Annotated in this window: 25 protein-coding genes; 1 reads left to right on the forward strand and 24 read right to left on the reverse strand. The window is 42.2% G+C overall.

The genetic code is table 11. From position 1 onward, the window contains the following. Positions 1 to 4: 4 nt before the first annotated feature. From HMPREF0623_RS02545 to dnaE, 10 genes are all read right to left on the reverse strand, one after another. Positions 5 to 718: a pseudouridine synthase gene (locus tag HMPREF0623_RS02545; RefSeq protein ID WP_002830316.1), complete on the reverse strand. Its 714-nt coding sequence runs from the start codon at positions 716 to 718 to the stop codon at positions 5 to 7. Between the two features lie 2 nt (positions 719 to 720). Then, positions 721 to 1,311, reverse strand: coding sequence for an SMC-Scp complex subunit ScpB (gene scpB, locus HMPREF0623_RS02550; RefSeq protein ID WP_002830317.1), 591 nt, complete (start codon positions 1,309 to 1,311; stop codon positions 721 to 723). Next, positions 1,289 to 2,041 (reverse strand): segregation/condensation protein A, encoded by a 753-nt coding sequence (locus HMPREF0623_RS02555; RefSeq protein WP_004165932.1) that lies wholly within the window; start codon positions 2,039 to 2,041, stop codon positions 1,289 to 1,291. Before HMPREF0623_RS02555 ends, scpB begins: the two co-directional genes overlap by 23 nt. Continuing rightward, positions 2,031 to 2,390, reverse strand: coding sequence for a hypothetical protein (locus HMPREF0623_RS02560; protein ID WP_002830319.1), 360 nt, complete (start codon positions 2,388 to 2,390; stop codon positions 2,031 to 2,033). The genes HMPREF0623_RS02555 and HMPREF0623_RS02560 overlap by 11 nt, the downstream gene beginning before the upstream one ends. A 15-nt stretch (positions 2,391 to 2,405) precedes the next feature. Further along, complete coding sequence (gene xerD, locus HMPREF0623_RS02565) at positions 2,406 to 3,293, reverse strand: site-specific tyrosine recombinase XerD (protein ID WP_036671239.1); 888 nt, start codon at positions 3,291 to 3,293, stop codon at positions 2,406 to 2,408. A 3-nt stretch (positions 3,294 to 3,296) separates the two neighbouring features. After that, positions 3,297 to 4,163 carry a CvfB family protein gene (locus HMPREF0623_RS02570; RefSeq protein ID WP_004165934.1) on the reverse strand — a complete coding sequence of 289 codons (867 nt, stop codon included), beginning with the start codon at positions 4,161 to 4,163 and terminating at the stop codon, positions 3,297 to 3,299. Positions 4,164 to 4,175: 12 nt separating this feature from the next. Further along, positions 4,176 to 4,634: a DUF441 domain-containing protein gene (locus HMPREF0623_RS02575; protein WP_002831884.1), complete on the reverse strand. Its 459-nt coding sequence runs from the start codon at positions 4,632 to 4,634 to the stop codon at positions 4,176 to 4,178. Positions 4,635 to 4,935: 301 nt separating this feature from the next. After that, entirely contained in the window at positions 4,936 to 6,699 is a 1,764-nt protein-coding gene (gene pyk / locus HMPREF0623_RS02580) for a pyruvate kinase (protein WP_004165935.1), read from the reverse strand. A gap of 76 nt (positions 6,700 to 6,775) precedes the next feature. After that, a complete protein-coding gene (gene pfkA, locus HMPREF0623_RS02585; RefSeq protein WP_002830324.1) occupies positions 6,776 to 7,744 on the reverse strand; it encodes a 6-phosphofructokinase in 969 nt (322 codons plus the stop codon). A gap of 123 nt (positions 7,745 to 7,867) precedes the next feature. Then, positions 7,868 to 11,203 carry a DNA polymerase III subunit alpha gene (gene dnaE, locus HMPREF0623_RS02590; RefSeq protein ID WP_036671240.1) on the reverse strand — a complete coding sequence of 1,112 codons (3,336 nt, stop codon included), beginning with the start codon at positions 11,201 to 11,203 and terminating at the stop codon, positions 7,868 to 7,870. A gap of 126 nt (positions 11,204 to 11,329) precedes the next feature. On the opposite strand from dnaE, the gene HMPREF0623_RS09370 reads away from it, so the two are divergent. Next, positions 11,330 to 11,506 (forward strand): YjzD family protein, encoded by a 177-nt coding sequence (locus HMPREF0623_RS09370; RefSeq protein WP_002831889.1) that lies wholly within the window; start codon positions 11,330 to 11,332, stop codon positions 11,504 to 11,506. 107 nt (positions 11,507 to 11,613) lie between these two features. Here the strand turns inward: HMPREF0623_RS09370 and clpB are convergent, their stop codons facing one another. The 14 genes from clpB to rpsU form a co-directional block, all read right to left on the reverse strand. Further along, positions 11,614 to 14,217 (reverse strand): ATP-dependent chaperone ClpB, encoded by a 2,604-nt coding sequence (gene clpB / locus HMPREF0623_RS02600; RefSeq protein WP_004165937.1) that lies wholly within the window; start codon positions 14,215 to 14,217, stop codon positions 11,614 to 11,616. An 11-nt stretch (positions 14,218 to 14,228) separates the two neighbouring features. Continuing rightward, positions 14,229 to 15,020, reverse strand: a complete 792-nt coding sequence (locus HMPREF0623_RS02605) for a Nif3-like dinuclear metal center hexameric protein (RefSeq protein ID WP_004165938.1) — start codon at positions 15,018 to 15,020, stop codon at positions 14,229 to 14,231. Beyond that, positions 14,998 to 15,708, reverse strand: a complete 711-nt coding sequence (locus tag HMPREF0623_RS02610) for a tRNA (adenine(22)-N(1))-methyltransferase (protein ID WP_004165939.1) — start codon at positions 15,706 to 15,708, stop codon at positions 14,998 to 15,000. The genes HMPREF0623_RS02605 and HMPREF0623_RS02610 overlap by 23 nt, the downstream gene beginning before the upstream one ends. Positions 15,709 to 15,803: 95 nt before the next feature. After that, positions 15,804 to 16,943 carry an RNA polymerase sigma factor RpoD gene (gene rpoD, locus HMPREF0623_RS02615; RefSeq protein ID WP_002830329.1) on the reverse strand — a complete coding sequence of 380 codons (1,140 nt, stop codon included), beginning with the start codon at positions 16,941 to 16,943 and terminating at the stop codon, positions 15,804 to 15,806. Between the two features lie 17 nt (positions 16,944 to 16,960). Beyond that, positions 16,961 to 18,817 carry a DNA primase gene (gene dnaG / locus HMPREF0623_RS02620; protein WP_002830330.1) on the reverse strand — a complete coding sequence of 619 codons (1,857 nt, stop codon included), beginning with the start codon at positions 18,815 to 18,817 and terminating at the stop codon, positions 16,961 to 16,963. 346 nt (positions 18,818 to 19,163) lie between these two features. Continuing rightward, positions 19,164 to 21,236, reverse strand: a complete 2,073-nt coding sequence (glyS, locus tag HMPREF0623_RS02625; protein ID WP_004165941.1) for a glycine--tRNA ligase subunit beta — start codon at positions 21,234 to 21,236, stop codon at positions 19,164 to 19,166. Beyond that, entirely contained in the window at positions 21,236 to 22,135 is a 900-nt protein-coding gene (gene glyQ / locus HMPREF0623_RS02630) for a glycine--tRNA ligase subunit alpha (protein WP_002830333.1), read from the reverse strand. Before glyQ ends, glyS begins: the two co-directional genes overlap by 1 nt. Positions 22,136 to 22,420: 285 nt before the next feature. After that, positions 22,421 to 23,182, reverse strand: coding sequence for a DNA repair protein RecO (gene recO / locus HMPREF0623_RS02635; RefSeq protein ID WP_002830334.1), 762 nt, complete (start codon positions 23,180 to 23,182; stop codon positions 22,421 to 22,423). A gap of 2 nt (positions 23,183 to 23,184) precedes the next feature. Then, positions 23,185 to 24,099, reverse strand: a complete 915-nt coding sequence (gene era / locus HMPREF0623_RS02640; RefSeq protein ID WP_002830335.1) for a GTPase Era — start codon at positions 24,097 to 24,099, stop codon at positions 23,185 to 23,187. 24 nt (positions 24,100 to 24,123) lie between these two features. Beyond that, the gene (locus tag HMPREF0623_RS02645; protein WP_004165942.1) at positions 24,124 to 24,507 is read right to left on the reverse strand and encodes a diacylglycerol kinase family protein; all 384 of its coding nucleotides are present in this window, start codon (positions 24,505 to 24,507) and stop codon (positions 24,124 to 24,126) included. Beyond that, the gene (ybeY, locus tag HMPREF0623_RS02650) at positions 24,491 to 24,961 is read right to left on the reverse strand and encodes an rRNA maturation RNase YbeY (protein WP_002830337.1); all 471 of its coding nucleotides are present in this window, start codon (positions 24,959 to 24,961) and stop codon (positions 24,491 to 24,493) included. The genes HMPREF0623_RS02645 and ybeY overlap by 17 nt, the downstream gene beginning before the upstream one ends. 4 nt (positions 24,962 to 24,965) lie before the next feature. Beyond that, positions 24,966 to 25,934, reverse strand: a complete 969-nt coding sequence (locus tag HMPREF0623_RS02655) for a PhoH family protein (protein ID WP_002830338.1) — start codon at positions 25,932 to 25,934, stop codon at positions 24,966 to 24,968. An 11-nt stretch (positions 25,935 to 25,945) separates the two neighbouring features. Beyond that, a complete protein-coding gene (locus tag HMPREF0623_RS02660) occupies positions 25,946 to 26,389 on the reverse strand; it encodes a GatB/YqeY domain-containing protein (RefSeq protein WP_002830339.1) in 444 nt (147 codons plus the stop codon). Positions 26,390 to 26,447: 58 nt separating this feature from the next. Beyond that, positions 26,448 to 26,633 (reverse strand): 30S ribosomal protein S21, encoded by a 186-nt coding sequence (gene rpsU / locus HMPREF0623_RS02665; RefSeq protein WP_002830340.1) that lies wholly within the window; start codon positions 26,631 to 26,633, stop codon positions 26,448 to 26,450. Positions 26,634 to 26,803: the final 170 nt, after the last annotated feature.

Consider the following 26,803-nt stretch of genomic DNA (forward strand, 5'->3'; position numbering starts at 1 on the left):
ATGTTTACCGTTTCAAACGTTTAACTTCGCTCAGTTTCAAGGCGCGCCATTTTCCAGATTGCACATCATCAATTGATAAGAAAGAGTAGCTATTACGGTGTAATTTTTGCACCGGATGGCCAACCGCCATGAACATTTTCTTAACTTGGTGATTCCGCCCTTCATGGATCGTTAGTTGCACGATGGACGTCTTTTTTTCTAAATCAGTACTAATCAGCTTGGCCTTGGCTTTAGCAGTTTTGCGGTGATCGATTACGACCCCTTCTTCTAGGCGCTTCAAGGCTGACCCATTGACCAGTCCCTTGACCTTAGCAGTGTATGTTTTTTCAAATTTAAACTTCGGATGCATTAGGCGGTTAGCCAATTCACCATCGTTAGTCATCAAAACTGCGCCAGAAGTGTCGTAATCCAACCTTCCCACGGGATAAATCCGTTCAGTAACGTCTGGAAAAAAGTCCATGACCGTTTTGCGGTTTTTGTCATCACTAACTGAAGTAATTACTCCGCGCGGTTTATTTAATAAGAAATAGACGTTTTGCTCGCGCTGAATAGGCACCTCGTCAACTTCAATTCGGTCATGCTGTTCTACTTTAGTGCCCAATTCTTTTACTACCCGTCCGTTAACTTTAACGTGTCCTTCAGCGATTAGCTTTTCCGATTTCCGTCGCGAAGCTACTCCAGCCTCAGCCATTACTTTTTGTAATCTTTCTTCTGCCATAGTTACTCCTTGTTGGTTGTCATTTTCGATTCAAACTCTTGTAAAAATAAATCCTCATTATCTTGATCTTCTGCGGAATTTTCGGTATCTTCAGGCAACGCCGGCAGTTCCGTAAGATCTTGTAACCCAAAATAGTCTAAAAATTCTGCGGTGGTTCCGTACGTTTTCGGTCGTCCCGGTTCGTTCAACCGTCCCGTAACCTTAACCAAATTTCTCAGGACGAGATTTTGCAAGGTAGTTCCGCTATGAACACCGCGAATCTGATCAATTTCAATCCGGGTGATTGGTTGCCGATACGCCACAATCGCTAAAATTTCCAAAGCTGCCGCCGATAATCCTGCTTGGTTGGAACGAGCAAAATACTTTTTAATTAGCGAAGCTAACTCTGGTTTGGTAACTAATTTATAGGTTCCGCCCGTTTGAATCAAGCTTAACGCCGAATTGGGGTCCTGGTGATATTTTTCGGCTAACTTTTCCAAAATGGCGGTTACCGCTGGTTTAGCGTAGCCGGTTAATTCAGCTAGGCTAGCCAATGCAATCCCTTCAGCTCCCGCTACAAAAAGTAGCCCTTCAACTTTTTGTTCCTTGTTCATTAACTTCACCTATCTTGATTGTAATTGATTGGTCTGCTGAATCCTGTGATAATTTTATTTGCTGGTTTTTGGCTAATTCCAAAATTGCCATAAAAGTGGTAACCAACACTTCCCGGTTCACCCGGATGGTAAACAAATCTTCAAAACGACAAACCGAGCGCTGTTGGATCCTTCTCTTCACAAAATCCATTTGTTCTTCGATGGAAACTTTTTCGGTCTGTACCGTGCGTGAAACTGGCTCCAACAATGCTTGCCGAGCAAGTACTTTTTGTAAAGCTTTTTGCAAATCGGTAAGCTCGATTCCAGGTGCTAGTCTAGTGACCGTTGCGGGGTCAATTTCCATCTCAGGTCTCGAAAACGAGCGTTGCCGTTCGCCTTCTAAGTCCCGTAAATTTTCAGAGGCCGTTTTAAAAATCTGGTATTCAATTAATTGGTCAACTAAATCAGTTCGGGGATCTTCGTCAACCAATTCTTCATCTTCTTCGTGAGGCAACAGCATTTTTCCCTTAATTTCAGTTAGTTTCGCCGCCATTACTAAATATTCTCCGGCAATATTTAATCGCAGAGTTTCCTGAGTATGCAAATACTGTAAATACTGGCTTGTAATTTCTGAAATACGGATATCGTAAATGCTCATCTGCGATTGACGAATCAAGTGTAATAATAAATCGAGCGGCCCCTCAAAATCGGCTAGCTTCACGTCCGGTAAGTTATACACTTTAGCTTTCATCAACTTGCCCCATTTCAAACCTTTCAATCATTGCACTCGTTTTTAAAGAGCCCATTAAGCGCCGGTCTGGAAAGATCGACAATAATGACCGAAAGATTTCATTTTCATTAAAAACCGTTTCTTCATTGGCGATGAAGGCCATCCGTTCTACAACTACGCAATCTGCCTCCAAAACAATTAGTACCAATCCAATGTAAGTACCATTTCTACGTTCTAGATAAATTTGCCGATTCTTTTTGGTATATCGCTCTAGAACTTGCTGAACAACGTCGATTGAACCAAACGCATCGATTGTTGACAATAAGCCCATTGCAATTTGTCTTTTTGATTCTGTATATTTAACTAACATTTTGCTCCCCTGTTATCAGGCTCGCGGATGGTACTTATCGTATACATCCACCAACCGCTGTTGAGTAATGTGCGTATAAATTTGGGTTGTCGAAATATCCGCGTGTCCTAGTAGTTCTTGAACAATACGCAAATCTGCACCATTTTCTAACAAATGTGTCGCAAAAGAATGTCGCAACGTATGCGGGGTGATATTTTTCTTGATTCCTGCTTTTTGAACTTGAGCTTTTAAATTTTTCCAAACTCCTTGTCGGGTTAACGGGTGACCATGCTGGTTTAAGAAAATTTCATTGTATCGCTTAGCTCCCAGCAACGCTCTTCGCGGACCGTTAATATAACGTTCTAGCCATTGGATCGCTACGTCCCCAATTGGGATAATCCGTTGCTTATTTCCTTTCCCAACCGTCTCAATAAGTCCCATCTCTAAATGAAGTTCATTTAGATTTAACGCAATCAGCTCACTAACCCGTAGACCGGTCGCATACATCACTTCTAAAATCGCCCGATCTCTAATTCCCAAAGGTTTACTAGTATCGGGCACTTTAAGCAGTCGTTCAACTTCTTCAGTGGTCAAAACCGATGGTAAATGTTGTGCCCGTTTAGGCGGGTCAATATTTACCATAGGATTCGTTTGGATTTGGTCATTAAGCAGCAGATACTTAAAAAATTTCCTTAAACTTGAAATCGTATGAATTGAAGAACTGCGGGCCCGGCCAGTTTGTTTTAAAGCATCTAGGTAGTTCAAGATGGTATAACGATCAACATCTTTAATATCCGCAATATGTTGCTCCTGCAAAAAATTTTGCAAGTGGCGCAATTCTTGACGATAACTCACAATTGTATTATCTGAAAGTCCCCGTTCAACTTTTAGAGCGTGGAGATAATCGTTAATCAGATCATCCATCACCTATTGCTCCTTCAAAACAATCCCATCAGCGGTTTGCTCAATTACGCCTGCCTTAAGCAAGTGACCAATCGCCATTTTAAAACGACTCTTGCTAATCCCAAAATGTTCTTTGATATCACTAGGATTACTGTGGTCGTTAAAAGGTAGTTGCCCATCCGAACGGTGTTGCAACAACGCTAAAATCATCGCCGCATCGTCGCCAAGCGCTTCGTAATTGCGCGGCTTTAACGACAAGTTCAGCGTCCCATCCGGATGAATTCCGATCACCCGTGCTTGAACCTTTTCACCTAAACGTGGCTCCCGATCCCGTTCTGAAGGATGGATAAAGCCTAGTTGGAATTGATCAGTAATTACTAATGTTCCGGCTAATTTTAGCCGGTATGCCGTTGCAGTAACATTCTGGTTAATCATTTTTTTATTTGCCCGGACAGAAATCGCCTTAAAAACGGTGGAATCGGCAGGATGTGCCCACATTCGTTCCTTATTATCCACCGTGAGACAAACTAGTAACTGATCATCCACGTGTGGCCACAGCTTGGTTTCCGTTGGTAATTCGTCAAGCGAAACCACCACGTCCTTGTTATTTAAACCGATATCCACAAAAACTCCTAAGTCTTTGCGAACCTTAACCACCGTCCCCCAACCGTACTTTCCGGTAGTGGCTTTTGGGGCTTCGCGCGTCATTTGACGCTCGTGGTTAGCATTTTCGTAAGCGAACCCGCTGAAATTACTATCCTTTTTTAAAGGCTTCTTTATTTCGCTTTTGTCAATGCGATAAGTGAGGCCATCTTCAGCCTGTGCAAAATAAAATTGGTCATTTTCATCAATAACCTTCGCCTGAATCTTTTTGCCTAATAATGTTTCCATGTTTTCTCCCGTTTATTTAATTTGTATTTGTAATAATTGAATAATTAAGTACGCTATTCCAGAAGCAATAATTGGTCCAGCAGCAATCCCGTTCATGAAAACCACCCCAATGATCGTTCCCATGACTAACGCGACCGTCACCTCTGGGCTAGCAGATAAAAAGCCGACCCCTTGGTATGACAATAATGAAACTAAAATCCCACAAGCGACCGCAATCCAGCCAACTGGTGACTTGAATGAGTTAATCAAGTCCATGATACCAATTCTTCCCGTAGCAATTGGAACTAAAATTGCTACTGAAATAATGGTCACTCCCCAGTTGATTCCCTGCTTGTCAATAATGCTAAAGAGTTTAGCAGAATTAGGCAGCAACTTAAATAGCAAAACGGCAATTGTGGCAATCATTAATGATTGGTTTTTTCCCAACCAAGAAACTAATAAAATCCCTATTAAAAAAAGCCAGCTTTCCAATATTTTCACTCCGAACTTTTCAGTTTACATAAAAAATTTTCTTTTCAATTATAATACGAAGCCCCAACGAAGCTTCGCATTCATTTTTTAATCTAAAAGTTTATTTATTATACTATTGTACACTATTTTGGCTTAGGCGAAAAATGCAAATCCCCGTTTTTCAACGTATTTTCAAAAAGATTTAGCAAATTATTTTCTTTTCATATTGGGCGCTTTTTCACTTGAAAAACGCTCATTTTCCAGCGCACAAAAAAAGACCCAGGGTCCTAGACCCCAAGCCTTTAATGGTTCACTTTAAATCTTAAAGTGAGTTTGAAGCACCGTGGTAGATAATTCCACGACGTGAATCAACCGTAATTAATTCATCGTCAGAAAGAATTGATGTAGCGTTTTGAACACCAACGATTACTGGAATACCCATTGAGATTCCAACAACTGCAGCGTGTGATGTCAAACCACCATTTTCAACAACCAAAGCACTTGATTTTTCAATTGCTGGTAAGTAATCTTTGTCAGTTGTCTTTGTAACTAAGATTCCACCTTCAACAGCCTTTTGGTTAGCTTCGTCAGCTGATGTAGCAACAACTGCTTTACCAATTACAGTTTCGTCGCCAACACCTTGACCAGATGCCAACTTAGAACCGATTAATTGAAGCTTCATCATGTTAGTTGTACCACTTTCACCAACTGGTACACCAGCAGTAACAAGGATTAAGTCGCCTTCCTTAGCAAAGCCAAGGTCAACTGCCTTGTTAGCAGCCAATTCGAACATTTCATCAGTAGTTGCAGGACGTTCAGCAACGATTGGGTGAACACCCCAATTAACCATCAAGCCACGACGTACACGTTCGTCGAAAGTAATTGCCAAGATGTCTGCATCTGGACGATACTTAGAAATCATCCGTGCTGTGTAGCCTGATTGAGTTGCAGCAACGATTGTCTTAACGCCCAAGTTCTTAGCAGCGCGAGCAACGGCAGCAGCCACTGTTTCAGTAACGTCACTTTGATCAAAAGTATTGATTTGAAGGTTATCGTCATCAGCCATAGCATTTTCAGCTTTTTGGTCGATCTTAGCCATTGTAGCAACTGCTTCAACTGGGTAGTCACCATTAGCACTTTCACCAGAAAGCATTGTTGCATCAGTACCATCCCAAACAGCGTTAGCAACGTCAGAAGCTTCCGCACGAGTTGGGCGTGGGTTTTCGATCATTGAGTCAAGCATTTGTGTAGCAGTAATAACTGGCTTACCGAGTGCGTTGCACTTCTTGATCAATGTCTTTTGTACCAACGGAACGTTTTCTGCTGGAATTTCAACACCCATGTCACCACGAGCAATCATGATTCCATCAGCAACCTTCAAGATTTCGTCAGTGTTGTCGATACCTTCTTGGGATTCGATCTTAGGGAAGATTTGAACATCTTCCATGTTCTTTTCTTCAAGTAATTCACGAATATCAAGAACGTCTTGAGGCTTACGAACAAAACTTGCAGCAATGTAGTTAATGTTCATTGATTCAAGACCAAAGCGAATGTCGCTAGCATCTTTTTCAGTAATACCTGGTAAGTTGATTGATACGCCAGGAGCGTTAGTACCCTTACGTGAACCAAGGACACCGTTGTTTGTAGCATGCACAACTAATTCGCGGTTTTCGTCATCTTTTTCGTCAATCTTAAAATCAAGTAATCCATCATCAAAGAGAACGTGTCCACCAACATGAACATCGTCGTAAAGACCAGGGTATGTAACCGCGATCTTTTCCTTAGTAGTTTCTAAGCTAGCATCCATTGAGATACGAGCCTTATCCCCTGTGTGATATTCTTGGTTACCATCTTTTTGGACGGTTGTCCGAATTTCAGCACCCTTTGTGTCAAGCAAAATACCTACTGATTTACCAGTAATCTTTTCTGCTTCCTTAACCATGTTGTAGCGGCCTAAATGTTCTTCATGGTCACCATGTGAAAAGTTAAAACGGAAAATATTTGCACCAGCTTCGATTAACTTAACAATCGTGTCAACTGATGTACTTGCAGGACCAAGTGTTGAAACAATCTTGGTTTTCTTCATTACAGAATCTCTCCCTTGATTTTAAATTATAAAAGATCTTTTAGATCATTTTATACCAAATTAATAAAATAAAAAATTAGAACGATAAGTCCTCACTTAATTGGTAAAGTGAGTCGTCTGCTTGATGTTTTGCATCAAACAAGTCCGTGATGTCGTGTGCTTGAACCTTGTTATCCAAGATTCCAACCGCTAAACCACCCTTGCCTTCAAGAAGTAGTTCAACAGCATAAGCACCCATCTTACTTGCTAGGACACGATCCTTAGCAGATGGAACGCCCCCGCGTTGAACATGGCCAATTACCGTAGCACGAGCGTCGAAGTCACCATATTGCTTAAGCTTTTTAATAAACTCTGGAGCAGCTTCAGAGTTTGCATCGCCTTCAGCAATTACGATGATTCCATAATCCTTACCGTTAGCACGGTTTCTCTTAAGCTTGTTAGCAATTGCTTCCACATCGTAATCAAAACCTGGTGCAATCACTGCGTCAGCTCCCGAAGCAACTCCTGCCCAAAGAGCAATATCAGCAGCGTGGCGACCCATTACTTGAACCGCAAACACCCGTTGATGACTCTTAGCAGTATCCCGGACCTTATCGATCGCGTCTACTGCAGTATTCAATGCGGTGTCAAAACCAATAGTGAAGTCGGTAAACGGAATGTCATTATCGATCGTTCCTGGAAGGCCGATTGTATTGTATCCGTGTTCTGTTAAGCGAAGAGCACCGTGGTATGAACCATCTCCACCAATAACAACCAACGCATCAATACCGAACTTCTTAAGTTGTTCGATACCCTTTAATTGGCTTTCTTCTTGAGCAAATTCAGGGTAACGGGCTGAGTACAGCATAGTTCCGCCTTGCGAAACCATGTCATCTAAATCCGTTGCCTTGAATTCATGAATATCACCAGCTACTAAACCAGCGAAACCATAATTTATTCCATAAGCTTCAAGACCTGAGCTTATGGCCTTTCGTGCAACGGCGCGGATGGCTACGTTCATGCCCGGAGCATCCCCACCACTTGTCATGATACCAATACGCTTCATTTTTTCACCTCAAATAGAAATATTGAGTTTTTTCAAAACTTCATTGTTGATTCTATCACTTTTAAAATCAGTTGTCTGTACCATTTTGCCAATTCTTTCAATGTAAGTGCTTTAATACACGTTTTATTTTTCAACCAATGAAATTTGATCTGTTCCAAGTAAATTTTCAAACGCTTTCTTCACTTCGGGTGTTCCTTGCAAACTAAATTTTTCGGATAGTGCTCGTTGCTGATTGGTATCTCGGTAAACCAAGGTAACCGGAACTTTACCATGGTACTCTTTGAACATCCCGAATAATCTCTTTTGGAAATCTGCGGGATTTTTGCGGCTGGGTACTTTAATTAGCCAGTGCGTTTGCCCATGTGCAATTTGTCGAGGTGCTTCAATCTGATCAACAATTAGCTGGAGCTGGTCCTCTCGTTGCTCAACTTTGCCCGTTAACTGCAGTACTCGTTTACTTTCTAAAAGTTGGGTGGCTTGGTAAACACGGGGGAAGATTACCGCTTCGCACTCATCCGTTTGGTCACTGATTTTAGCAAATGCCATAGGTTCGCCCTTCTTTGTTCGAATTGAGCGAAAACTGCGGATATAAACTATGGAAGTTACCTTTTCTCCAGCTTTAAACTGCTGAATTGGGACAAAACGGCGCTGTTTAATTAATTCCGCAAACCGTTCTACTGGATGAGCTGAAACATAAGTTCCAAGTAATTCTTCTTCCCGATCCAACTTCTCATCAAGCGGTAGATCGGGACGACTTTTAATTGTCGGCATTAGCTTTTGAAATAGGTCCACATTTTGACCGCTAAAGGTAATCCCCTTAAGCAGTTCGGGTAAATATTCGTCTAGTTCCGCCCGATTATAGCCAAAGCTGTCCAAAGCTCCCGCAAAAATTAATTTATCAATTACATCTTCGTCAATCCCCTGATTGCCCATTCGGCGTAACCAGTCGTCAACCGTCTTAAATTGTCCGCCCCGTTCACGTTCCGCTAATAAATGCTGGATAAAGTCGCGGCGTAACCCCTTAATTGCGGTAAATCCCATTCGGATTTGACCATTTTGGTAGGTATAAGTTGCGCTACTTTGATTAATATCTGGAGCTAACGTAGGAATTCCTAACCGCTTTAATTCTTGAATGTAAGTCTTAGTTTTCGTATCATTGCCCACCACGGAATTTAATAATGCCGTATAAAAATCACCAGGATAGTGTGCTTTAAGGTACGCCAACTGAAAGGCTAGTTTACTGTAAGCAACTGCATGGGATTTATTAAATCCATAGTTAGCAAAGTTTTCGATATACCGGTACACTTGTTGGGCAATTTTTTCACTATAACCCTTTTGAACGGCTCCCTGAATAAAATTCGTCCGCATTTGCTCAATTACGGCATGCTTTTTCTTGCTCATTGCCCGTCGCAACAAGTCCGCTTGGCCCAGGCTCAAGCCCCCCATCGCGGAGGCCACTTCCATTACCTGTTCTTGATAAACCAAGATTCCGTAAGTCTCACCTAAAACCCGTTCCAAAATTTGGTTAGGAAACCGATACGGTTCCAGATGATCCTTTCGTTTAACAAACCGGTCAATATTTTCCATTGGCCCCGGCCGATAGAGGGCGTTGACCGCAACGACGAGTCCGAAGTTCGTGGGGTGTACTTTACGCAAAACGTTACGGATCCCTGTAGATTCGAATTGAAAAACTCCGCTAGTATCCCCCCGCTGAAATAACTGTAAAGTTTGCGGATCGTTTAACTCAATCTTTTCAATCTCAAATTGCGGTTCGGTACGGTGAACCAGTTCTAAAATGTTATTCATTAAAGAAAGGTTCCGAAGTCCTAAGAAATCCATCTTTAATAAGCCAACTTGCTCAACAAAATTCTTGGAATACTGGCTCATCAGCATCCCTTCGTTACCATCTTGAACCGGCACGCTTTCCACCAGTTCGTCTTGACTTAAAACAATTCCCGCTGCATGCGTTGAAAAGTGTCGGGGAAGTCCCTCTAACCGGCACGCTGTCTCAAACATAAACCGATTTTTCGGCGAACTTTCAATAAAATCCCGTAACCGGTGAGAGGTTTGAGCTGCTTGTTTTAACGTGATGTTTAATTTATTAGGAATGAGTGCGCTAATTTGGTTAATTTTATTAGGCATTTCCCCAAATACACGGGCAACGTCCCGAATGGCCTGTTTAGCAGCTAAAGTACCAAACGTAATAATCTGCCCCACGTGTTGGTGACCATAGCGGTCGTGTACATATTGTAAAACGACTTCCCGCTGATCATCAGGGATATCTAAATCAATATCAGGCATCTGCGCTCGTTCGGGATTCAAGAAACGTTCAAACAAAAGCCCGTATTGCAAAGGATCCACACTCGTAATTTTCAATAGGTAAGCTACTAAAGAACCGGCCGCAGATCCGCGACCTGGACCAGTTAAAATTTGCTTTTGGTGTGCAAATTGAACCACATCGTGAATAATTAAAAAGTAATCCGCAAAGCCCATTTCTTTAATCACGGCTAATTCATGATCTAACCGTGCTTGATAACGTTCTGCGTCCGGAACATTTTCCTTCACCTGGGTTAATGCTTGCTGACATAATTGGGTCAAATAGGTGAACGAATCCTGCTGGTTAGGGGTTGCAAACTGTGGTAAACGCGGACTTACGATTGGAATTTCAAGGTTAATTCCAGCAACCACCCTATCCAGCTGGGTTAGCATTTCGGCATCACCCAACTGACCGTATTCGCGAACAAATTCAGTCGCGGGCTTCAGCCAGTTGTTACCACCGCCCTTTGCTAAAAGTTCCGGATGCTGCAAAACTTTTCCCGAATCAATGTCGCGTAGCACCTGGGTTGCGAAGTGATCTTCTTCATTTAAATATTCAACGCTGGGAAGCGGTAAACAACCAATCCCTGCTTTCTGCGCCATCTGGGTCAGTGTTTGGCGCATGACGTGAGACTGTTGCCCATTAATTCCTAAAAATAAATCTGGGGAGTCAATTGATTGTTGATATTCTTCGATTAGTGCTTGGGCATCGTTAGCCATTCCCCGCTCCAATAGTTCATTAACTTCGGAACGAACTGGGGGCACGATCACCACTAAATCTTTCCAATAAGCTCGTAAATCATTAAACGTAAGCGTTGGTTTTGCGGAGATTTCCGTCATTTTGGCAGAACTAATCCGTAGTAAATTATGATACCCGTTAATGTTTTTAGCTAGCAACACCAATGCAAACTGATTGTCGATGCCCCGGGTACTATCTAACCAAATGGTCAATCCAACGATTGGTTTTAAATCATTCTTCAAACAGGCTTGATAAAATTCAATCGCGCCGTACATCGTATTATTATCAGTGAGGGCCATCGCGGAATAACCACGATCTTTGGCAGTTTTAACCAGCTCAGCGATTTTTGTTGGACTCGTCAACAAACTATACGAACTTAAGACATGTAGCGGTACAAAAGCCATCATTTTCCCTCCCGTGTTTTTCTTAATTATACTAAATGTATTAGGCATATCCAAAATGCAAGTTTAATTTATTTTCCCTTAAGTTTGTGCTAGAATAGCTTTGTTCGAGAAAGGGGTCAATTAATAATGATGAAACAAATCGTAGTTATTTTTTGGGCATTTATTTTTGGCGAAGTACTCGGTTATATCGGTGGTGCCCTAGAAGTACTACCATACAGTAGCCTGGAGATTGGTACGATGGCTGCCATTACCGCCCTCATCACCTCTAACTTAATTCCGTGGCTTTCAAAAAAATACCGGTAATTAAGCTAAAGAGCTATCTTTTAAATTTAACCAGATAGCAACCCTATAAAAAGTAAAAACAGGTTGGAATTACTTACATTCCAGCCTGTTTTTTGTTTTATCAACCATTATTTAATTGGGGCTTCATTTTGAAAAACCAATTGGTCATTGAGCACGTCAATCATTACTGCTGACTTCGGTTTTACCCGTCCGCTAATAATCTCCTTAGCCAATGGCGTCTCTACATTCTTGACGATGTAACGTCGCAATGGCCGTGCGCCATATGCCGGATCATACGCTTGTTGGACAATGTAATCCTGGGCAGGTTCTGAAATATTCAACTTAATCTCTTGGTCTGCCAACCGGTCAGATAATTGAGTAACTAATTTTCGAACAATTTTGCGAACATCCGTCTTACTTAACGGCGTGAACATGATGATATCATCGACCCGGTTTAAAAATTCCGGCTTAAAGTATCCTTGTAAGACGTCGCGAACTTGTTGCCGAATATCTGCGTCAATGGAATTTTCCGACTGGTTCTTTAACAATAATTCCGAACCTAAATTAGAAGTCATGATTAAAATAGTATTTCGGAAGTTAACCGTTCGCCCTTGGCCATCCGTCAAACGACCGTCATCAAGCACTTGCAATAAAATATTGAAGACTTCCGGATGAGCTTTTTCAATTTCATCGAAGAGGACGATGGAATATGGGTTTCGGCGAACCGCTTCGGTTAATTGTCCGCCTTCTTCATATCCTACATACCCTGGTGCAGCTCCCACTAACCGGGAGACCGATTCTTTTTCCATGTATTCGGACATGTCAATCCGAACCATGTTGTCCTCCGAATCAAATAAAGCCTCAGCTAAAGCTTTCGACAATTCAGTTTTCCCTACTCCAGTTGGCCCTAGGAACATAAATGAACCAATGGGCCGGTTAGGATCCTGTAAACCTGCTCGAGAGCGCAACACGGCATCGGCTACGGACTGAACTGCTTCGTCTTGTCCAATTACTCGCTGATGTAATTTATCCGCTAAATGAAGTAGTTTCTCCCTTTCGCCTTCTACTAACCGCGCAACCGGAATTCCAGTCATTTGACTAATTACCCGGGCGATTTCTCTGTCAGTAACCGACTCTTCAACAAGCCATTCTTGGTGAGTGTTTTCAGACTCATTTTCTAAATCCTGCAGTTCTTTTTCCAAAGTTGGAATGGTACCATGCTGGAGAACCGCTGCCCGATCTAAGTCGTAGGCACTTTCAGCTTCTTGTAAGTCATGTTTTGCCTTATCAAGTTCGTTTTTCTTATCACTGATTTTTTTAATTTCCGCTTTTTGGGCCGCCCAACGAGATTCTAACTTAACTTTTTCCTCTTTAGTAGTTGCCAATTCCTTTTGCAGTGCCTTTAAGCGTTTTGCGGATTCTTCATCCGTTTCGTTTTTTAACGCCCGTTCTTCAACCTGCAGCCGCATCAACTGGCGGTTAACTTGATCAAGTTCGGTAGGGTTTGAGTTCATTTCCACTTTAATCTTTGCAGAAGCCTCGTCAATCAGGTCAATTGCCTTATCTGGCAAATAACGGTCGGTAATGTACCGGCTAGATAACTTGGCTGCCGCCACTAATGCATTATCATGGATTCGCACACCGTGATGAATTTCAAAACGTTCCTTTAGCCCTCGTAAAATACTAATCGTGTCCTCTACCGAAGGTTCCTTTACCAAAACCCGTTGGAACCGCCGTTCTAAGGCTTTATCCTTTTCAATGTTTTCGCGATATTCGTCTAACGTCGTAGCCCCGATTAGGTGGAGTTCACCACGTGCCAACATTGGTTTGAGTAAGTTACCAGCGTCCATGCTGCCTTCGGTCTTGCCAGCGCCAACGATTGTGTGAATTTCATCGATGAATAAAATAATCTGGCCATCCGCCTTTGCGACCTCTTTGAGGACCGTCTTTAAGCGTTCTTCAAATTCTCCCCGGTACTTGGCTCCGGCGATTAAGGACCCCATGTCTAGGGAAATGATGGTCTTATTGGCTAAATTACTAGGAACGTCTCCCTTTGCAATTCGTTGTGCCAATCCTTCGACAATGGCAGTTTTTCCGACTCCGGGTTCTCCAATTAGAACCGGGTTATTTTTGGTTTTCCGTGATAAAATTCGAATTACGTCTAAGATTTCTTCATCCCGACCAATCACCGGATCGGGATTCTCGTTATGCGCACGTTTTACTAAGTCCGTACCATATTTCTCTAGTGCTTTATATCCGCTTTCCTGTTCTTTGGACGTCACTTTTTCACCTCCACGAAATTCTTCAATCTTCTCTAATGCTTTTTTAGCAGTTACTCCCTGCTGTTTTAAAAAATTAGCAAATTCATTATTATTCAAATCAAACAACGCTAAGAATACCGTATCCACCGCAATGAATTCATCCTGCAGCTTTTGTCGACGCTGTTCTGCTTGAATTAATAATTGATTTAATTCAGTAGAGATTGATTGACCATAACTAACTTGGCTACCACTAACGATGCTAATTTGAGCTAATTCGCGGTCTAATTCTGCTTGGACCGTCTGGTTGCTAACTCCGAGCTCCGAGAGTAAAGTTCCCACCGTTTGATCTGGTTGGGCTAAAAATTTAAACAATTCCGGAACCCCAATTTCTTGGTGCTGACGGTTAACCGCAATTTGTTGCGCCTCACCCAGTGCTTCTTGTAACGCAGTAGTCATTTTTTCAGGATTCATTCAATTACCCCCTACATAAATTGATAAGGATTGGTATTCACCGTTGACGGACAAACCTCAACTTGCCATTGGTTCGTCGCCTTCCATTGGCTAAATAACTTTGTTAATTCATCAATACAGATTTTTTCCACGTTGTGTCCCACGTCAAAAACATTAAGGTGATCCGCCAGCATATCGTGACCAGTATGATAATACACGTCGCCAGTAACAAACGCGTCCGCGCCGGCCGCCATCATTTCTGGATAAAATTTACCGCCGTCACCGCCTACGACCGCTACTTTACGGACCAATGCCTGGTTATCTTCAGCAACTACCCGCAAACCGTCAAGTTGGAAGACCTCTTTTAAGGTCTTGGCAAACTCACTCACCGTTTGGGGTTGTGCCAAACTGCCAATTCGTCCAATATTGCGGTCGTAGTGCGCAGAATAAACGGGTTGCACTTCCGTAAGGGACATTGCTTGTGCTAACCAATCGTTCATACCACCCGCCGCCACGTCTAGGTTAGTGTGGGCGGAGTAAACCCCAATGGAATGTTTAATTAAGGTAGCGTACATTTGATTCTGTGGTACGGTCAAATCCAGATTACGCACCGGTCGAAAAATCAACGGATGATGTGAGAATATAAAATCACATCCTTTGGTAATTGCCTCTGCCACAACCTCGGGACGGACGTCTAAAGTCACTAATACGCGGTGAATGGGCTGGTTAAGATCCCCAATCTGCAATCCGACCGGATCCTTAGGAAAAGCACTTTCTTTAGGTGCCATTTCTTCAAAACGTTCAATTAATTGTTTCGCCAACATTAGTCAACATCTCCTCAATTTGCGCAATCTTTTTTGATACTTCCGCTAATTTTTCGTCACCATGTTCTGGATGTCGTTCTAAATTATCCTGAATTGATTTTAGCCGTTTCAACTCCCGCTGCCACTTTCGCAAGAAAGTAGCGTTAGCAGCCTGCATTAAAAATGGGCCAAACGTTAATTCAGTTTCGGTCAATTGCATTTGTCCTGGCTCAGCAACGATGATTTCATAAAGGTGATAATCTTCAGCCACAATATCTTCATGAGTGATTTGATATCCGTGGGTGATGAGCCACTCCCGCAGTTCGTATTCCCCAACGTTAGGCTGTAAAATCAATCGTTGCACTCCAGATAACTTTACTTGGCCTTCTTCTAGAATTCGCCGAATCAACAGGCCACCCATCCCCGCGATACAAATCACGTCAACATGATCTTCTGGGTTTAGGACTGCCAATCCGTCACCTAACCGCGCATCAATCAAATCACTAACCTGATTCTTTTCAATTTCCATTTTGGAATTAGTTAACGGCCCCGGGGCAACTTCCCCAGCAATCGCAGCCGTTGCAATTTGATTTCTAACCAGGTTAATCGCTAAATAAGCATGGTCCGAACCAATATCGGCAATTTTGGATCCTTTTGGAACTAAACTCGCAACTACTTTTAGTCGTGGCGATAAATTATTTGAATTCATGAAAATAAACTCCCGGTATTTTTTGTATTTATTTTATGCTATCCCAAAAAGAGGCCCTATACAAATCTGCGACCTGTATGGAACCTCTTTAAATGCTAATCTAAGAAATCTTTTAATTGTTTTGAACGTGAAGGATGGCGCAGTTTCCGCAAAGCCTTTGCTTCAATTTGCCGGATCCGTTCACGAGTTACGCCGAAGACCTTTCCCACTTCTTCAAGGGTGCGAGTCCGGCCATCATCTAACCCAAACCGAAGCCGGAGAACATTTTCTTCTCGGTCTGTCAAGGTATCCAAAACGCCTTCTAGTTGTTCTTTAAGCAATTCATAAGCCGCATGGTCAGCAGGACTAGTTGCCTCTTGGTCTTCAATGAAGTCGCCTAGGTGTGAATCATCTTCTTCACCAATTGGAGTTTCCAAAGATACTGGTTCTTGAGCAATTTTAAGAATTTCGCGAACCTTATCCGAAGGCATGTCCATTTCTGCACCAATTTCTTCGGGCATTGGTTCACGGCCTAAATCTTGAAGCAATTGCCGTTGAATCCGGATTAATTTATTGATGGTTTCTACCATATGAACTGGGATCCGGATTGTCCGCGCTTGGTCAGCAATCGCACGCGTAATTGCTTGCCGAATCCACCAGGTCGCGTAGGTAGAAAATTTGAATCCCTTTTGGTAATCAAATTTTTCAACGGCCTTCATTAAGCCCATGTTTCCTTCTTGAATGAGGTCAAGGAACTGCATTCCCCGGCCAACGTACCGCTTAGCAATTGAAACTACTAAACGCAAGTTAGCTTCGGCAAGTTCTTGTTTTGCACGTTCGTCACCCTTTTCGATTCGGAGGGCTAGGGCAACTTCTTCATCGGCAGTTAACAGTGAAACCCGGCCAATTTCTTTTAGATACATCCGAACCGGATCGTTAATTTTAACTCCGGCCGGAGCTTTAGTATCGTCTAATTCTTCCTTTGAAATCTCTTGTGCCTTTAAGGCCTTTTCACTCGGGTCACCGTTTTCGTCAACCACACTGATTCCGGCGTCTTCGATCCGTTGAATTAAGTCATCCACGTCTTCGTCAGTCAACTTGAATTTATCGATCAAATCACGGGTAAGCTTAGTGTACTTAACCTTGTGTTCACTTTTTTGTGCTTTAATAATTTGGTTAACTGCCTTTTTAAATTCTGGTGAAGAAATGATACTTTCACTCTTTTTACGTTTGATTTCACTTTTTTTACTTGCCATAGTTAGCTGTTCCCCCTCTAATTTTGGAGCTGTTGTTGTTTTTGATAAAGAGAAATAAGTTTTAGCGTTAATTGCTGTTGTAATTCTTGGTTACCTAATCTGGTAGCTTCGTTTAAATCCGACTTAACTTTTGAAATCTGTTCGCTGAGCGGGGCCACGTCCTTAATCAAACTAATGTAGTCTTCGATTTCTTCTTCTGTGTAATCGGGGCTCAAATTAATCGACTCAATATTAGCCACTACCGACTGTAACTCTGGTTCCTTCAAATAATCCATGAAATCTGCCGCATCATATTCTTGATTCTTGGCTAGGTATCCTCCAGCCAACATATAAATAGTTTCCAGTTGCTCATTTGGAAAATAAAAATCCGGTAAGCTTTGTAATTTCAACCATACGTCGTGATGATTAAGTGCGCGGGCTAACAACCGGTACTGCGAAATATCCACACTTGATAGCTTCTTAGGAGTATTTTCAGTTTTCTCAACTTGATTTTCAAAAGTAGGTGGCGGCGCGGGGGCCGGACCCGGATCAAACTGCCGAGGAGTATGCGCAATCCGATCAGCCACGCTTTCCCTTAACTGGTTTTTCAAATCACGCTTATCAATACTAAATTCTTCAGCAAGTTGGTTAAGATATAGGTCTTGTTCCAAGGCGTCATTTAATTCACCAATCCGTTGGAGAGCTTTTTTTAGGTATTCCAGCTGATCGTTTTCGTTAGCTAAGTTTAAACCCATCCGGTCAAATTTCAATAAAAATGCCGTACTGGATTCCCCAGTCTGATTCATTAGTTTTTGAAAAGACTCAACGCCCTTATCCCGCACGTATTCGTCAGGATCACGGTTATCCGGGATAAAAATGACGCTGATTTGCAAATCACTAGTCTGTTTAATTAACGCAATGGCCTTCGCAATTGCACGTTGGCCGGGCTCGTCGCCATCAAAGCAGATTACTACACGGGAGGCAACTCTTTTAAGCGCTCGCACGTGGTCTTCTGTCAAACTAGTTCCCATCGTGGCAATTCCATTAGCCACTTGGGCCCGGTGAGCTGCAATTACATCCATAAACCCTTCATATAAAATAACGGTTTTCTTTTGGACAATTTCAGGGCGGGCTTGCGAAAAGTTATAGAGTACCTTTCCTTTGTTAAAAATGCTAGTTTCCGGACTATTTAAATATTTCGGATGTTGGTCATCCTTCACCAAGCTCCGTCCGGAAAAAGCGACAATCTTCCCATTATTATCTTTAATTGGGAACATGATTCGATTAAAAAACCGGTCCTTTAACGAACCGTCTGCTGTTTCAATAAATAGTCCTGAATCTTGCATTTGTTTTTGATCGATTTGCTGTTCCTTAAGAAAACTTAACAGCAAATCTTGGTCTGCCGGTGCAAACCCTAAATCAAAATCCTGCATGTCTGCTTCAGTAATTCCCCGCTTTTTTAAATACGCGAGGGCCTTTTCACCTAATTGCGTATTCACCAACACGTGGTGATAAAGTTCAGCAGCCTTTTCATATAAGCCAATCATCTCACTTTGAGTCGCTGAATAAGCTGACTTAGGAGACTTCTTTACGTACTTATCGTCTAGGGGGACGTTGCCAAACTCCGCCACGCGCCGGACGGCTTCTGGGAAACTAATTTTTTCCAGATCCATCAAAAACTTAAATACATTTCCTCCACGTCCACAACTGAAACAGTGAAAAATCTGCTTATCTTCGGATACTGAAAAAGAAGGTGTTTTTTCATCGTGAAATGGGCAAATGCCAAACAAATTTTTTCCAGCTTTTCTCAACTGAACGTATCGACTAACTACATCAACAATGTTCACGGCGGACCGGACGTTGTCGATAACTTCTTCTGGAATCATACCAGCCATTCTATCACCCACTTCCGTAAGATAGACTCATACGATAGTATATTACAGCACTCCCTACTAATAAGCAATCAAAACGCACCTATAATTAACACTTTTGTCAAGTATGTTAAATAAGTACTTAAATATTGGGATTACCTCATTTATAGACTAAGCTATCTCAACCTCCCCCAAAAATTTCACAAAAAATTCTAAAAACTAGCGAAGACACCGGCAGCCCTGCTAACCTTTTCACTCCACCAAAAAATCTGTTGGCAGTAATCACTTTTCAATCACTGTCAACAGATTTTAAATAACTATTGCCACAGCCTCGCTAGCGAGCTCGCAGCTTTTTTTAAAATTTCAATTTTTATTTAACCATTACCTTAGTCAAATCTCCAACACGAAGAACCAAGTTTGCTAAACGGCTCATCATGTTTAACCGGTTTGCTTTAATCTTTGCATCTTTATCCATTACCATGGTAGCGTCAAAATATTCGGTAATTGCTGGGGTCAAACTAGTCAATTCCTTAAAGAAGGCTGCCATGTCCGAATCATTCATCGCTTCAATCTTAGTGATCAAGTCAAAGAGCTTACCTTCAGTTTCGTTATTGAATAATTGCGGATCAACTGCCAAGTCACCGGCAGTGGTGTTTTTAGTAGCAATCCGTTGTACCCGGGTTAAGGCCTCGATCTCATCTTTGAAGGAATCCGCAGCCTTCGCGTTAGTTAGCACTTCGGCAGCCGCAATGATTGTCGTTACGTTGTGCTGGCTTCCGGCAAGCACGGCATCTTCAATATCATAGCTAACCGACTGGTGATCAAGGTATTGCTTAATTCGGTCATTGAAGAATTCCACCACTTCGGCAAAGTTTTTATCTACGTCTACCCCAAAGCTAGTTTGGTCGTCCGCCAACGCTTGCTTAACAGCTTCTTCAAATTTGTTCAAGTCTAGTGACCAATCACGTTGAGCAAGAATTCGAACAATCCCGTATGCGTGACGCCGTAAAGCATACGGGTCATTTGAACCGCTTGGGATCATTCCTGCACTAAAGAAGCTAAAGATATTGTCAAACTTATCGGCTAAAGCTAATACTGCTCCCACAGTGCTTTCAGGAAGTTCGCCTTCCGCACTATTTGGCATGTAGTGTTCCCGAATGGCTTGCGCTACGGCTGGTTTTTCGCCCTTCAATAGAGCATACTTTTCACCCATCACCCCTTGTAATTCAGGGAACTCACCTACCATCCCAGTAACCAAGTCAAACTTGTAAATTGCTGCAGCACGTTGCAAGTCTTCAGCTGTTTCTGCATCTAATCCGAGCATTTTAGCAATTACTTGAGCGATGGAGCCGACCCGCGTCATCTTTTCTGCCATAGTACCGATTTTATCGTGGAAGCTAACCTTTTTAAGTCGGTCAACGTAGTAGTCAATCGAATTCTTTTGATCTTCGTCGTAGAAGAAGGCAGCATCTTCAAGTCGAGCTGTTAACACTTTTTCATTTCCACGAATAACGTTTTCTAGGTGTTCCTTGTTTCCATTCCGTACGGAAATAAAGTTTGGCAACAGCTTGCCGTCCTGATTCCGCACGAAGAAGAACCGTTGATGATCACGCATGGAAGTAATTAAAACTTCTTCGGGAATTGCCAAGTACTTAGGATCAAATTTTCCGCTAAATGCCGTTGGCCATTCTACCAGATTATTTACTTCTTCTAATAAGTCAGCGTTCGGCGTCACTTCCCAGTTTTCTTCTTGGGCGATTGCTTGAATTTGTTCGCGAATCAACGCTTTGCGTTTTTCTGCGTCAACAATCACAAATTCAGCTTGTAGCTTTTCTTCGTACTCACTTGGATTAGCTAAGTCAACCGCTTTACCTAAGAAACGGTGGCCTTGGCTTTGCCGTCCGGCCTTAATGTCCAAAATTTGGAAAGGCAAAACCTCGTCGTCCAAGATGGAAACCAACCAGCGAATCGGTCTTACAAATTTAAAGTCGTAGTTCGCCCACTTCATCATGGTTGGGAAGTTCAATGATTCCACCACGTCTTTAATGCCTGGCAAAATTTCTTGGGTAGTTTTACCTTGAATTAGCTTGTGTACGTATACGTATTCCGTGCCTTTAATGGTTTTAAAGGTAATGTCGTCAACTGTTAAGCCTTGCCCTTTAGTAAAACCAATCGCCGCTTTTGTCCAATTGCCATCCGCATCTTGGGCAATTTTCCGGGCAGGCCCCTTAGCATCCTCTTCAATATCTGGCTGACGATCGCCAAGTCCATTGATTCGAATTGCTAGACGACGAGGTGTCGAAAATTGCTCAATAGAATCATAGCTGAGCCGGTTTTCCTTCAAAAATTTAGCAACTTTTTGTGCTAATTGTTGGATGCTCGGTGTCACCACGTGTGCGGGAATTTCTTCTAAACCAATTTCTAATAAATAACTATGAGCCATTATTTTACCTCCTTGTCGTCATTTTTTAATAATGGGAAACCAAGTTTTTCACGTTCTTCAACAAATGCGCGGGCTACTTTACGCGCCATGTTGCGGATTCGAGATAGGAATCCTGCTCGTTCAGTAACTGAGACCGTCCCGCGAGCATCAAGTAAGTTGAAGGTGTGGCTACATTTCAAGATGTAGTCGTAAGCCGGGTGTACTAAGCCTTTTTCGATTAACCGGTTAGCTTCGGCTTCAAAATCGTTAAACATGGTTTCCAACATTGCTTGGTTTGATTCTTCAAATGAATATTTGGAATGTTCGTATTCAGGTTCTTTAAAAATGTCACCGTATGAAACGCCATTTCCCCACTCTAAATCAAAAACGGATTCTACGTCTTGGATATAGGAGGATAGCCGTTCTAGTCCGTAAGTTACTTCGCTGGTAACGGGGTGTACTTCGAGCCCCCCCACTTGTTGGAAGTACGTAAATTGGGTAACTTCCATTCCATCAAGCCAAACTTCCCAACCAACACCGGCACAACCCATTGAAGGATTTTCCCAGTTGTCTTCTACAAACCGAATATCGTGTTCGAGGGGATCAATCCCTAAAGCCTTTAAACTACCCAAATAAAGTTCTTGGATATTTTCCGGTGACGGCTTCATCACTACTTGGAATTGATGATGTTGGTAAAGCCGGTTAGGGTTTTCCCCGTAACGACCGTCTGCTGGACGCCGAGATGGTTCTACGTAGGCAGCGTTCCATGGTTCGGGGCCAATTGCCCGTAAGAAAGTGTACGGACTCATCGTGCCCGCACCCTTTTCAGTATCGTAGGCTTCCATCAACATGCATCCTTGGTCTGCCCAATATTTTTGTAAAGTTAAAATAATTTCTTGGACCGAAAGCTTTTTATTCATAAGTTCCTCCTTTAAATTTTACGGACAAAAAAAGCCCCTACGTAGCATAAAATACACTACGTAGGGACGATAATTATCGCGGTTCCACCCTACTTCCGGTGAGTTAATTTCTCACCGACAGCTTGAAATATTTATCTCTTAAGGACTCCAAATGCCCCACGGAACCGTTCCTAACCAGCTTCCACTATCCTGGTTTCGCTAATAGTACGGAAAATCCGCTTTGTTCTTCACTGTCCGATTTAACAGAGATAATAATAAAAAACTTTTAATTGGTTGTCAATATAATTAATGCGCCCAATTTTGCATTTGATCAATAAAATGACGACTTTTAAGGTTAATCCCGACTTGATCTTGATAAATCCGCTCAGTTAACTGCCAGATTTCTCGCTTAGTTGCTGGTGAAACCGAAATCTGGCCTAATTTAAAAATACTGACCAAACTAAGCATTGCCATGGTTTTAGCTGCTTTAACGCTAAGGTGCCAGCGGTGTTCGTCTAAATGCCAGTGATTTTGACAAAGCATCCCGCCTCGCGACTCAGAATAATCTAATGCCAAATCTCGACGGCCGCAAACGACACAATGATCCCAAACGATTGCAATCCCAAAGGAATTTAGCAATTGAATCTGAATTAGATCCGTAATTACTTCCGCATCGTTACCAGCGTCAATCAGGGTCAGCGCCCGGGCTAGCCGGTCAAACCAAGCTTCAATTTTAAAATTATCATCAAATGCAGCGTCAACTAAATTTAATAAAAAAGTGGCGTAGGCATTTAATTCAATATCCTGAAAAATATTTTCAAACTGTTTAACGTCTAGGGCAGCGTTAATATACGACAGCCCGTTGCTCCGAATTAACCCCGAATAACGACCGTGGGTAAACGGCAAAATTGCCGAACGCAACTTAAAATCCTTCTTTTTGGCATTCTTGATGAAAAACATCCGTTTACCATATTCCCTGGTAAGAAATTTAACCAACAAATCGTTTTCCCGGTGATTTTTGGCAAACATCACCATGCCAGTAAAGTCCGCGTTCACCAATTGGCTCATATTTAATATTCGTCCTTTTTATAACCGAAGGATTGCAAAATCCCTTGTTTATCACGCCATCCTTCAGAAACTTTAACCCATAGTTCAAGATAAACCCGGCTACCTAGTAAATGTTCAATGTCTACTCGCGCCCGGCTGCCAATTTCTTTTAGCATCCGACCGCCTTTGCCAATGATGATTCCCTTTTGGGTGGGGCGGTCCACAATGATCGTTGCGCTAATATCCACGAGGTCATCCTTACCAGGTTTCATGGATTCAATAACTACAGCTACGGAATGGGGAACTTCTTGCCGAGTTAACTGCAATACTTTTTCCCGAATCAATTCAGAAACCACAAACCGTTCTGGATGATCGGTAACTTGGTCGCTTGGGTAATATTGCGGACCTTCGGGCATCTGTTTACTCAAGGTTGCTAAGAGCTCGTTAATGTTGTTACCTTGTAACGCTGAAATTGGGAAAACCTCGGTCCAATCCAAAGCATCCCGGTACGAATCAACAATCGGTAACAGCTCGTCTGGATGAACTAAGTCAATCTTATTAATCACCAAATAAATTGGCCGATTTTTAATTTTCTTCAACCGTTCGATAATGTAGTTATCCCCGGCACCCCGTTTTTGATCCGCATTGACCATAAACATTACCGCATCAACTTCGTTTAACGAAGATATGGCGGATTGAACCATAAAGTCCCCTAGTTTATTGTGAGCTTTATGAATACCTGGAGTGTCGATAAAGACAATTTGTTCGCGGTCCGTAGTATAAATACCTTGGATCTTATTCCGGGTAGTTTGTGGGACGTCGCTCATAATCGCTACCTTTTGACCAACAACGTAGTTTAAAAAGGTCGATTTACCAACGTTAGGCCGGCCAACGATTGCCACAAAGCCCGAATGAAAAGCTTGTTTATTTTCTTCCATAATCACGATTCCGTTTCCTTAATTTTAAAAAAAGTGGTGTGCAAAAACCAATAATCCAATCAAGACGGTGAATACTGCGGTTAGTAAGACCGCTGCTGACGCGGCATCCTTAGCCTGTTTAACTAGAAATTGGTACTTGCCATTACAAGCAAAGTCCGCCAATCGTTCAATTGCTGAATTAAAAGCTTCCGCCACAAACATTGCTCCGATACAAACCACGATCGCAATCCATTCCATCAGTGACAAGTGGATTGCTAAACCACAGCCAACGACTAACACCGCAATTAAACAGTGGTAACGGAAGTTGCGTTCACGTAGAAAAATATCTTTAACCCCGTACATCGCGTGGGCAATCGATTGGATTAGCGAGCGGTTCTTTTCGGTTTGGCGTTTATCTTTCAAGACCATAAGCACTCATAATTTCTTTTTGAAGCGGGAACATTTTTTCTTGGTCTTCCTTTTTCATGTGATCATAGCCGTTAAGATGTAAGAAACCATGGACACATAAAAACCCTAGTTCCCGTTCGTAAGAATGTCCCAAAAATTCCGCCTGTTCAGCAACTTTGTCAACCGAAATCATCAAATCCCCAATGTTATCCGGAATTTCTTCTGCCATTTCAGGATCCATAATAATATCTTCATCTTCGTCGTTAATTGCAAAACTAATTACGTCAGTAGGACGATCTACGTTGCGATATTCGCGGTTAATTTTTTGAATTTCATCATTATGCATTAAGGTAACCGAAATTTCAGTTGCCACGTCTAATTTTAAATAATTTCCGGCAAAGTCTAAAATGTTCGCAATTAAATCCAAATGTTGTTGGGGTACTTCTTCAGTATGATCAAATATTTGAATATCCATCATATTATCCTTTCGCTTCTTTTTCGTCGTAAGCTTTGACAATCTTCGCAACTACAGGATGGCGAATAACGTCGTTAGCGGTGAAGTTAACGAACGCTACCTTATTGACGTTACTTAACACAATTTGTGCTTCCTTCAAGCCACTGCGGGTGCCTCGCGGTAAGTCAATTTGGGTCACATCCCCGTTAACAATCATTTTAGAACCAAATCCCAAACGAGTTAAGAACATTTTCATCTGTTGATTAGTCGTATTTTGGGCCTCATCAAGGATTACGAACGCGTTATCGAGAGTACGTCCGCGCATATAAGCCAACGGCGCAATTTCAATTACACCACGATCTAATAAACGCGTAGTGTGTTCTGCCCCAATAATTTGATACAACGCGTCATAAACTGGTCGGAGGTATGGATCAACCTTTTCTTTCAGGTCACCTGGTAAAAATCCTAGACTTTCACCGGCTTCTACAGCTGGCCGGGTTAAAATGATTCGTTCTACGTCGCCCCGCTTTAAAGCCGCCACGGCCATCACCACCGCTAAGTATGTCTTACCAGTTCCGGCCGGACCGATTCCAAACGTCACGTCGTTATTCTTGACTGATTCCACGTACTGCCGCTGTCCAAAGTTCTTAATCCGAACTGGTTTACCCTTCGCATCCTTAATTAAGACCGTTGAATAAAGCTCGGGCAGGTAGTTTAAGGTTCCCTTTTCAGCCATCTTCATGGCACTAACGAAATCGGTGCTGCTAAGTTGCACCCCGGTTTTTAAAACTTGAACCAGCGTTTTCAAAATTGCAATGGTTTGTTCTACGTCAGTTTGTGCGCCCCTTACGGTAATTCGTTCGCCAAACGGAAGTACCTTGACGTTCATCCCTTCCTCAATAATCGGCACGAAGCGTTCCTGATTACCAAGCAGTGACATTTCTAAATTTGGATCTGATAATATGAGATTCTTTTCGAACAACTCTTCAGACACGTTACCTTCCCCTAACCTAAGGTATTTTTTACAATTTCGTTAACTTTGGCACCGTCTGCCTTACCTTTTACTTTAGGCATCAATGTCGACATTACTTTTCCAAAGTCTGCCTTCGAAGTTGCCCCGGTCTCTTCAATTACTTGGTTAATGATTTCTTGCAATTCGTCATCGCTTAGTTGTTTAGGCATGTACTTTTCAACAACCTTTAATTCAGCTTCAGTTTCTTTTACCAAGTCATCGCGGTTACCCTTTTTGAACTCAGCAATTGAATCTTTCCGTTGCTTATAAGCGCGGTTAATCACCGTAGCAAAATCATCTTCGGTTAATTCGTGACCAACCCGACCTTGTTCGTTTAAAAGTTCGGACTTGATCATCCGAATTACGCTTAAGCTTAATTTATCGTGGGCCTTCATGGCAGTTTTTAAGTCGTCGTTAATTTGCTTTGTAAAATCCATTTTTATTCTCCTTTTAGTATACAAAAAAAGCTCCTGAAATTCAGGAGCGATGATCGGATTAGAAGCGTTTCTTGTTCTTGCGCTTTCTTGCAGCTTCCGATTTCAACTTGCGTTTTACGCTAGGTTTTTCGTAAAATTCACGTTTACGATATTCTTGTAGAGTACCAGACTTTGACACCGTACGTTTAAAGCGACGAAGAGCGTCATCAAGTGACTCGTTTTTGCGAACAACTGTTTTTGACAATGTGATTCCCTCCCTCCGAGCTTTGAAATAACAATTCGTACTTAGTACTCATGTTTCTTAAACATTATAACTGAACTAAACCATACCGTCAACAACAAATAATTAACTAGTTGCATAACGATTTGTTTATCGAAACCGTTTTCTTGCCTTTTAAAGTTATGTTACTATCA

The sequence above is a fragment of the Pediococcus acidilactici DSM 20284 genome, assembly GCF_000146325.1.
Taxonomy (GTDB): domain Bacteria; phylum Bacillota; class Bacilli; order Lactobacillales; family Lactobacillaceae; genus Pediococcus; species Pediococcus acidilactici.

Excerpts from the sequence above, each read along its gene's own strand:
- HMPREF0623_RS02545 (WP_002830316.1), bottom strand. The coding sequence starts at position 718 with ATGGCAGAAGAAAGATTACAAAAAGTAATGGCTGAGGCTGGAGTAGCT.
- scpB (WP_002830317.1), bottom strand. The coding sequence starts at position 1,311 with ATGAACAAGGAACAAAAAGTTGAAGGGCTACTTTTTGTAGCGGGAGCT.
- HMPREF0623_RS02555 (WP_004165932.1), bottom strand. The coding sequence starts at position 2,041 with ATGAAAGCTAAAGTGTATAACTTACCGGACGTGAAGCTAGCCGATTTT.
- HMPREF0623_RS02560 (WP_002830319.1), bottom strand. The coding sequence starts at position 2,390 with ATGTTAGTTAAATATACAGAATCAAAAAGACAAATTGCAATGGGCTTA.
- xerD (WP_036671239.1), bottom strand. The coding sequence starts at position 3,293 with ATGGATGATCTGATTAACGATTATCTCCACGCTCTAAAAGTTGAACGG.
- HMPREF0623_RS02570 (WP_004165934.1), bottom strand. The coding sequence starts at position 4,163 with ATGGAAACATTATTAGGCAAAAAGATTCAGGCGAAGGTTATTGATGAA.
- pyk (WP_004165935.1), bottom strand. The coding sequence starts at position 6,699 with ATGAAGAAAACCAAGATTGTTTCAACACTTGGTCCTGCAAGTACATCA.
- pfkA (WP_002830324.1), bottom strand. The coding sequence starts at position 7,744 with ATGAAGCGTATTGGTATCATGACAAGTGGTGGGGATGCTCCGGGCATG.
- dnaE (WP_036671240.1), bottom strand. The coding sequence starts at position 11,203 with ATGGCTTTTGTACCGCTACATGTCTTAAGTTCGTATAGTTTGTTGACG.
- HMPREF0623_RS09370 (WP_002831889.1), top strand. The coding sequence starts at position 11,330 with ATGATGAAACAAATCGTAGTTATTTTTTGGGCATTTATTTTTGGCGAA.
- clpB (WP_004165937.1), bottom strand. The coding sequence starts at position 14,217 with ATGAATCCTGAAAAAATGACTACTGCGTTACAAGAAGCACTGGGTGAG.
- HMPREF0623_RS02605 (WP_004165938.1), bottom strand. The coding sequence starts at position 15,020 with ATGTTGGCGAAACAATTAATTGAACGTTTTGAAGAAATGGCACCTAAA.
- HMPREF0623_RS02610 (WP_004165939.1), bottom strand. The coding sequence starts at position 15,708 with ATGAATTCAAATAATTTATCGCCACGACTAAAAGTAGTTGCGAGTTTA.
- rpoD (WP_002830329.1), bottom strand. The coding sequence starts at position 16,943 with ATGGCAAGTAAAAAAAGTGAAATCAAACGTAAAAAGAGTGAAAGTATC.
- dnaG (WP_002830330.1), bottom strand. The coding sequence starts at position 18,817 with ATGGCTGGTATGATTCCAGAAGAAGTTATCGACAACGTCCGGTCCGCC.
- glyS (WP_004165941.1), bottom strand. The coding sequence starts at position 21,236 with ATGGCTCATAGTTATTTATTAGAAATTGGTTTAGAAGAAATTCCCGCA.
- glyQ (WP_002830333.1), bottom strand. The coding sequence starts at position 22,135 with ATGAATAAAAAGCTTTCGGTCCAAGAAATTATTTTAACTTTACAAAAA.
- recO (WP_002830334.1), bottom strand. The coding sequence starts at position 23,182 with ATGAGCCAATTGGTGAACGCGGACTTTACTGGCATGGTGATGTTTGCC.
- era (WP_002830335.1), bottom strand. The coding sequence starts at position 24,099 with ATGGAAGAAAATAAACAAGCTTTTCATTCGGGCTTTGTGGCAATCGTT.
- HMPREF0623_RS02645 (WP_004165942.1), bottom strand. The coding sequence starts at position 24,507 with ATGGTCTTGAAAGATAAACGCCAAACCGAAAAGAACCGCTCGCTAATC.
- ybeY (WP_002830337.1), bottom strand. The coding sequence starts at position 24,961 with ATGGATATTCAAATATTTGATCATACTGAAGAAGTACCCCAACAACAT.
- HMPREF0623_RS02660 (WP_002830339.1), bottom strand. The coding sequence starts at position 26,389 with ATGGATTTTACAAAGCAAATTAACGACGACTTAAAAACTGCCATGAAG.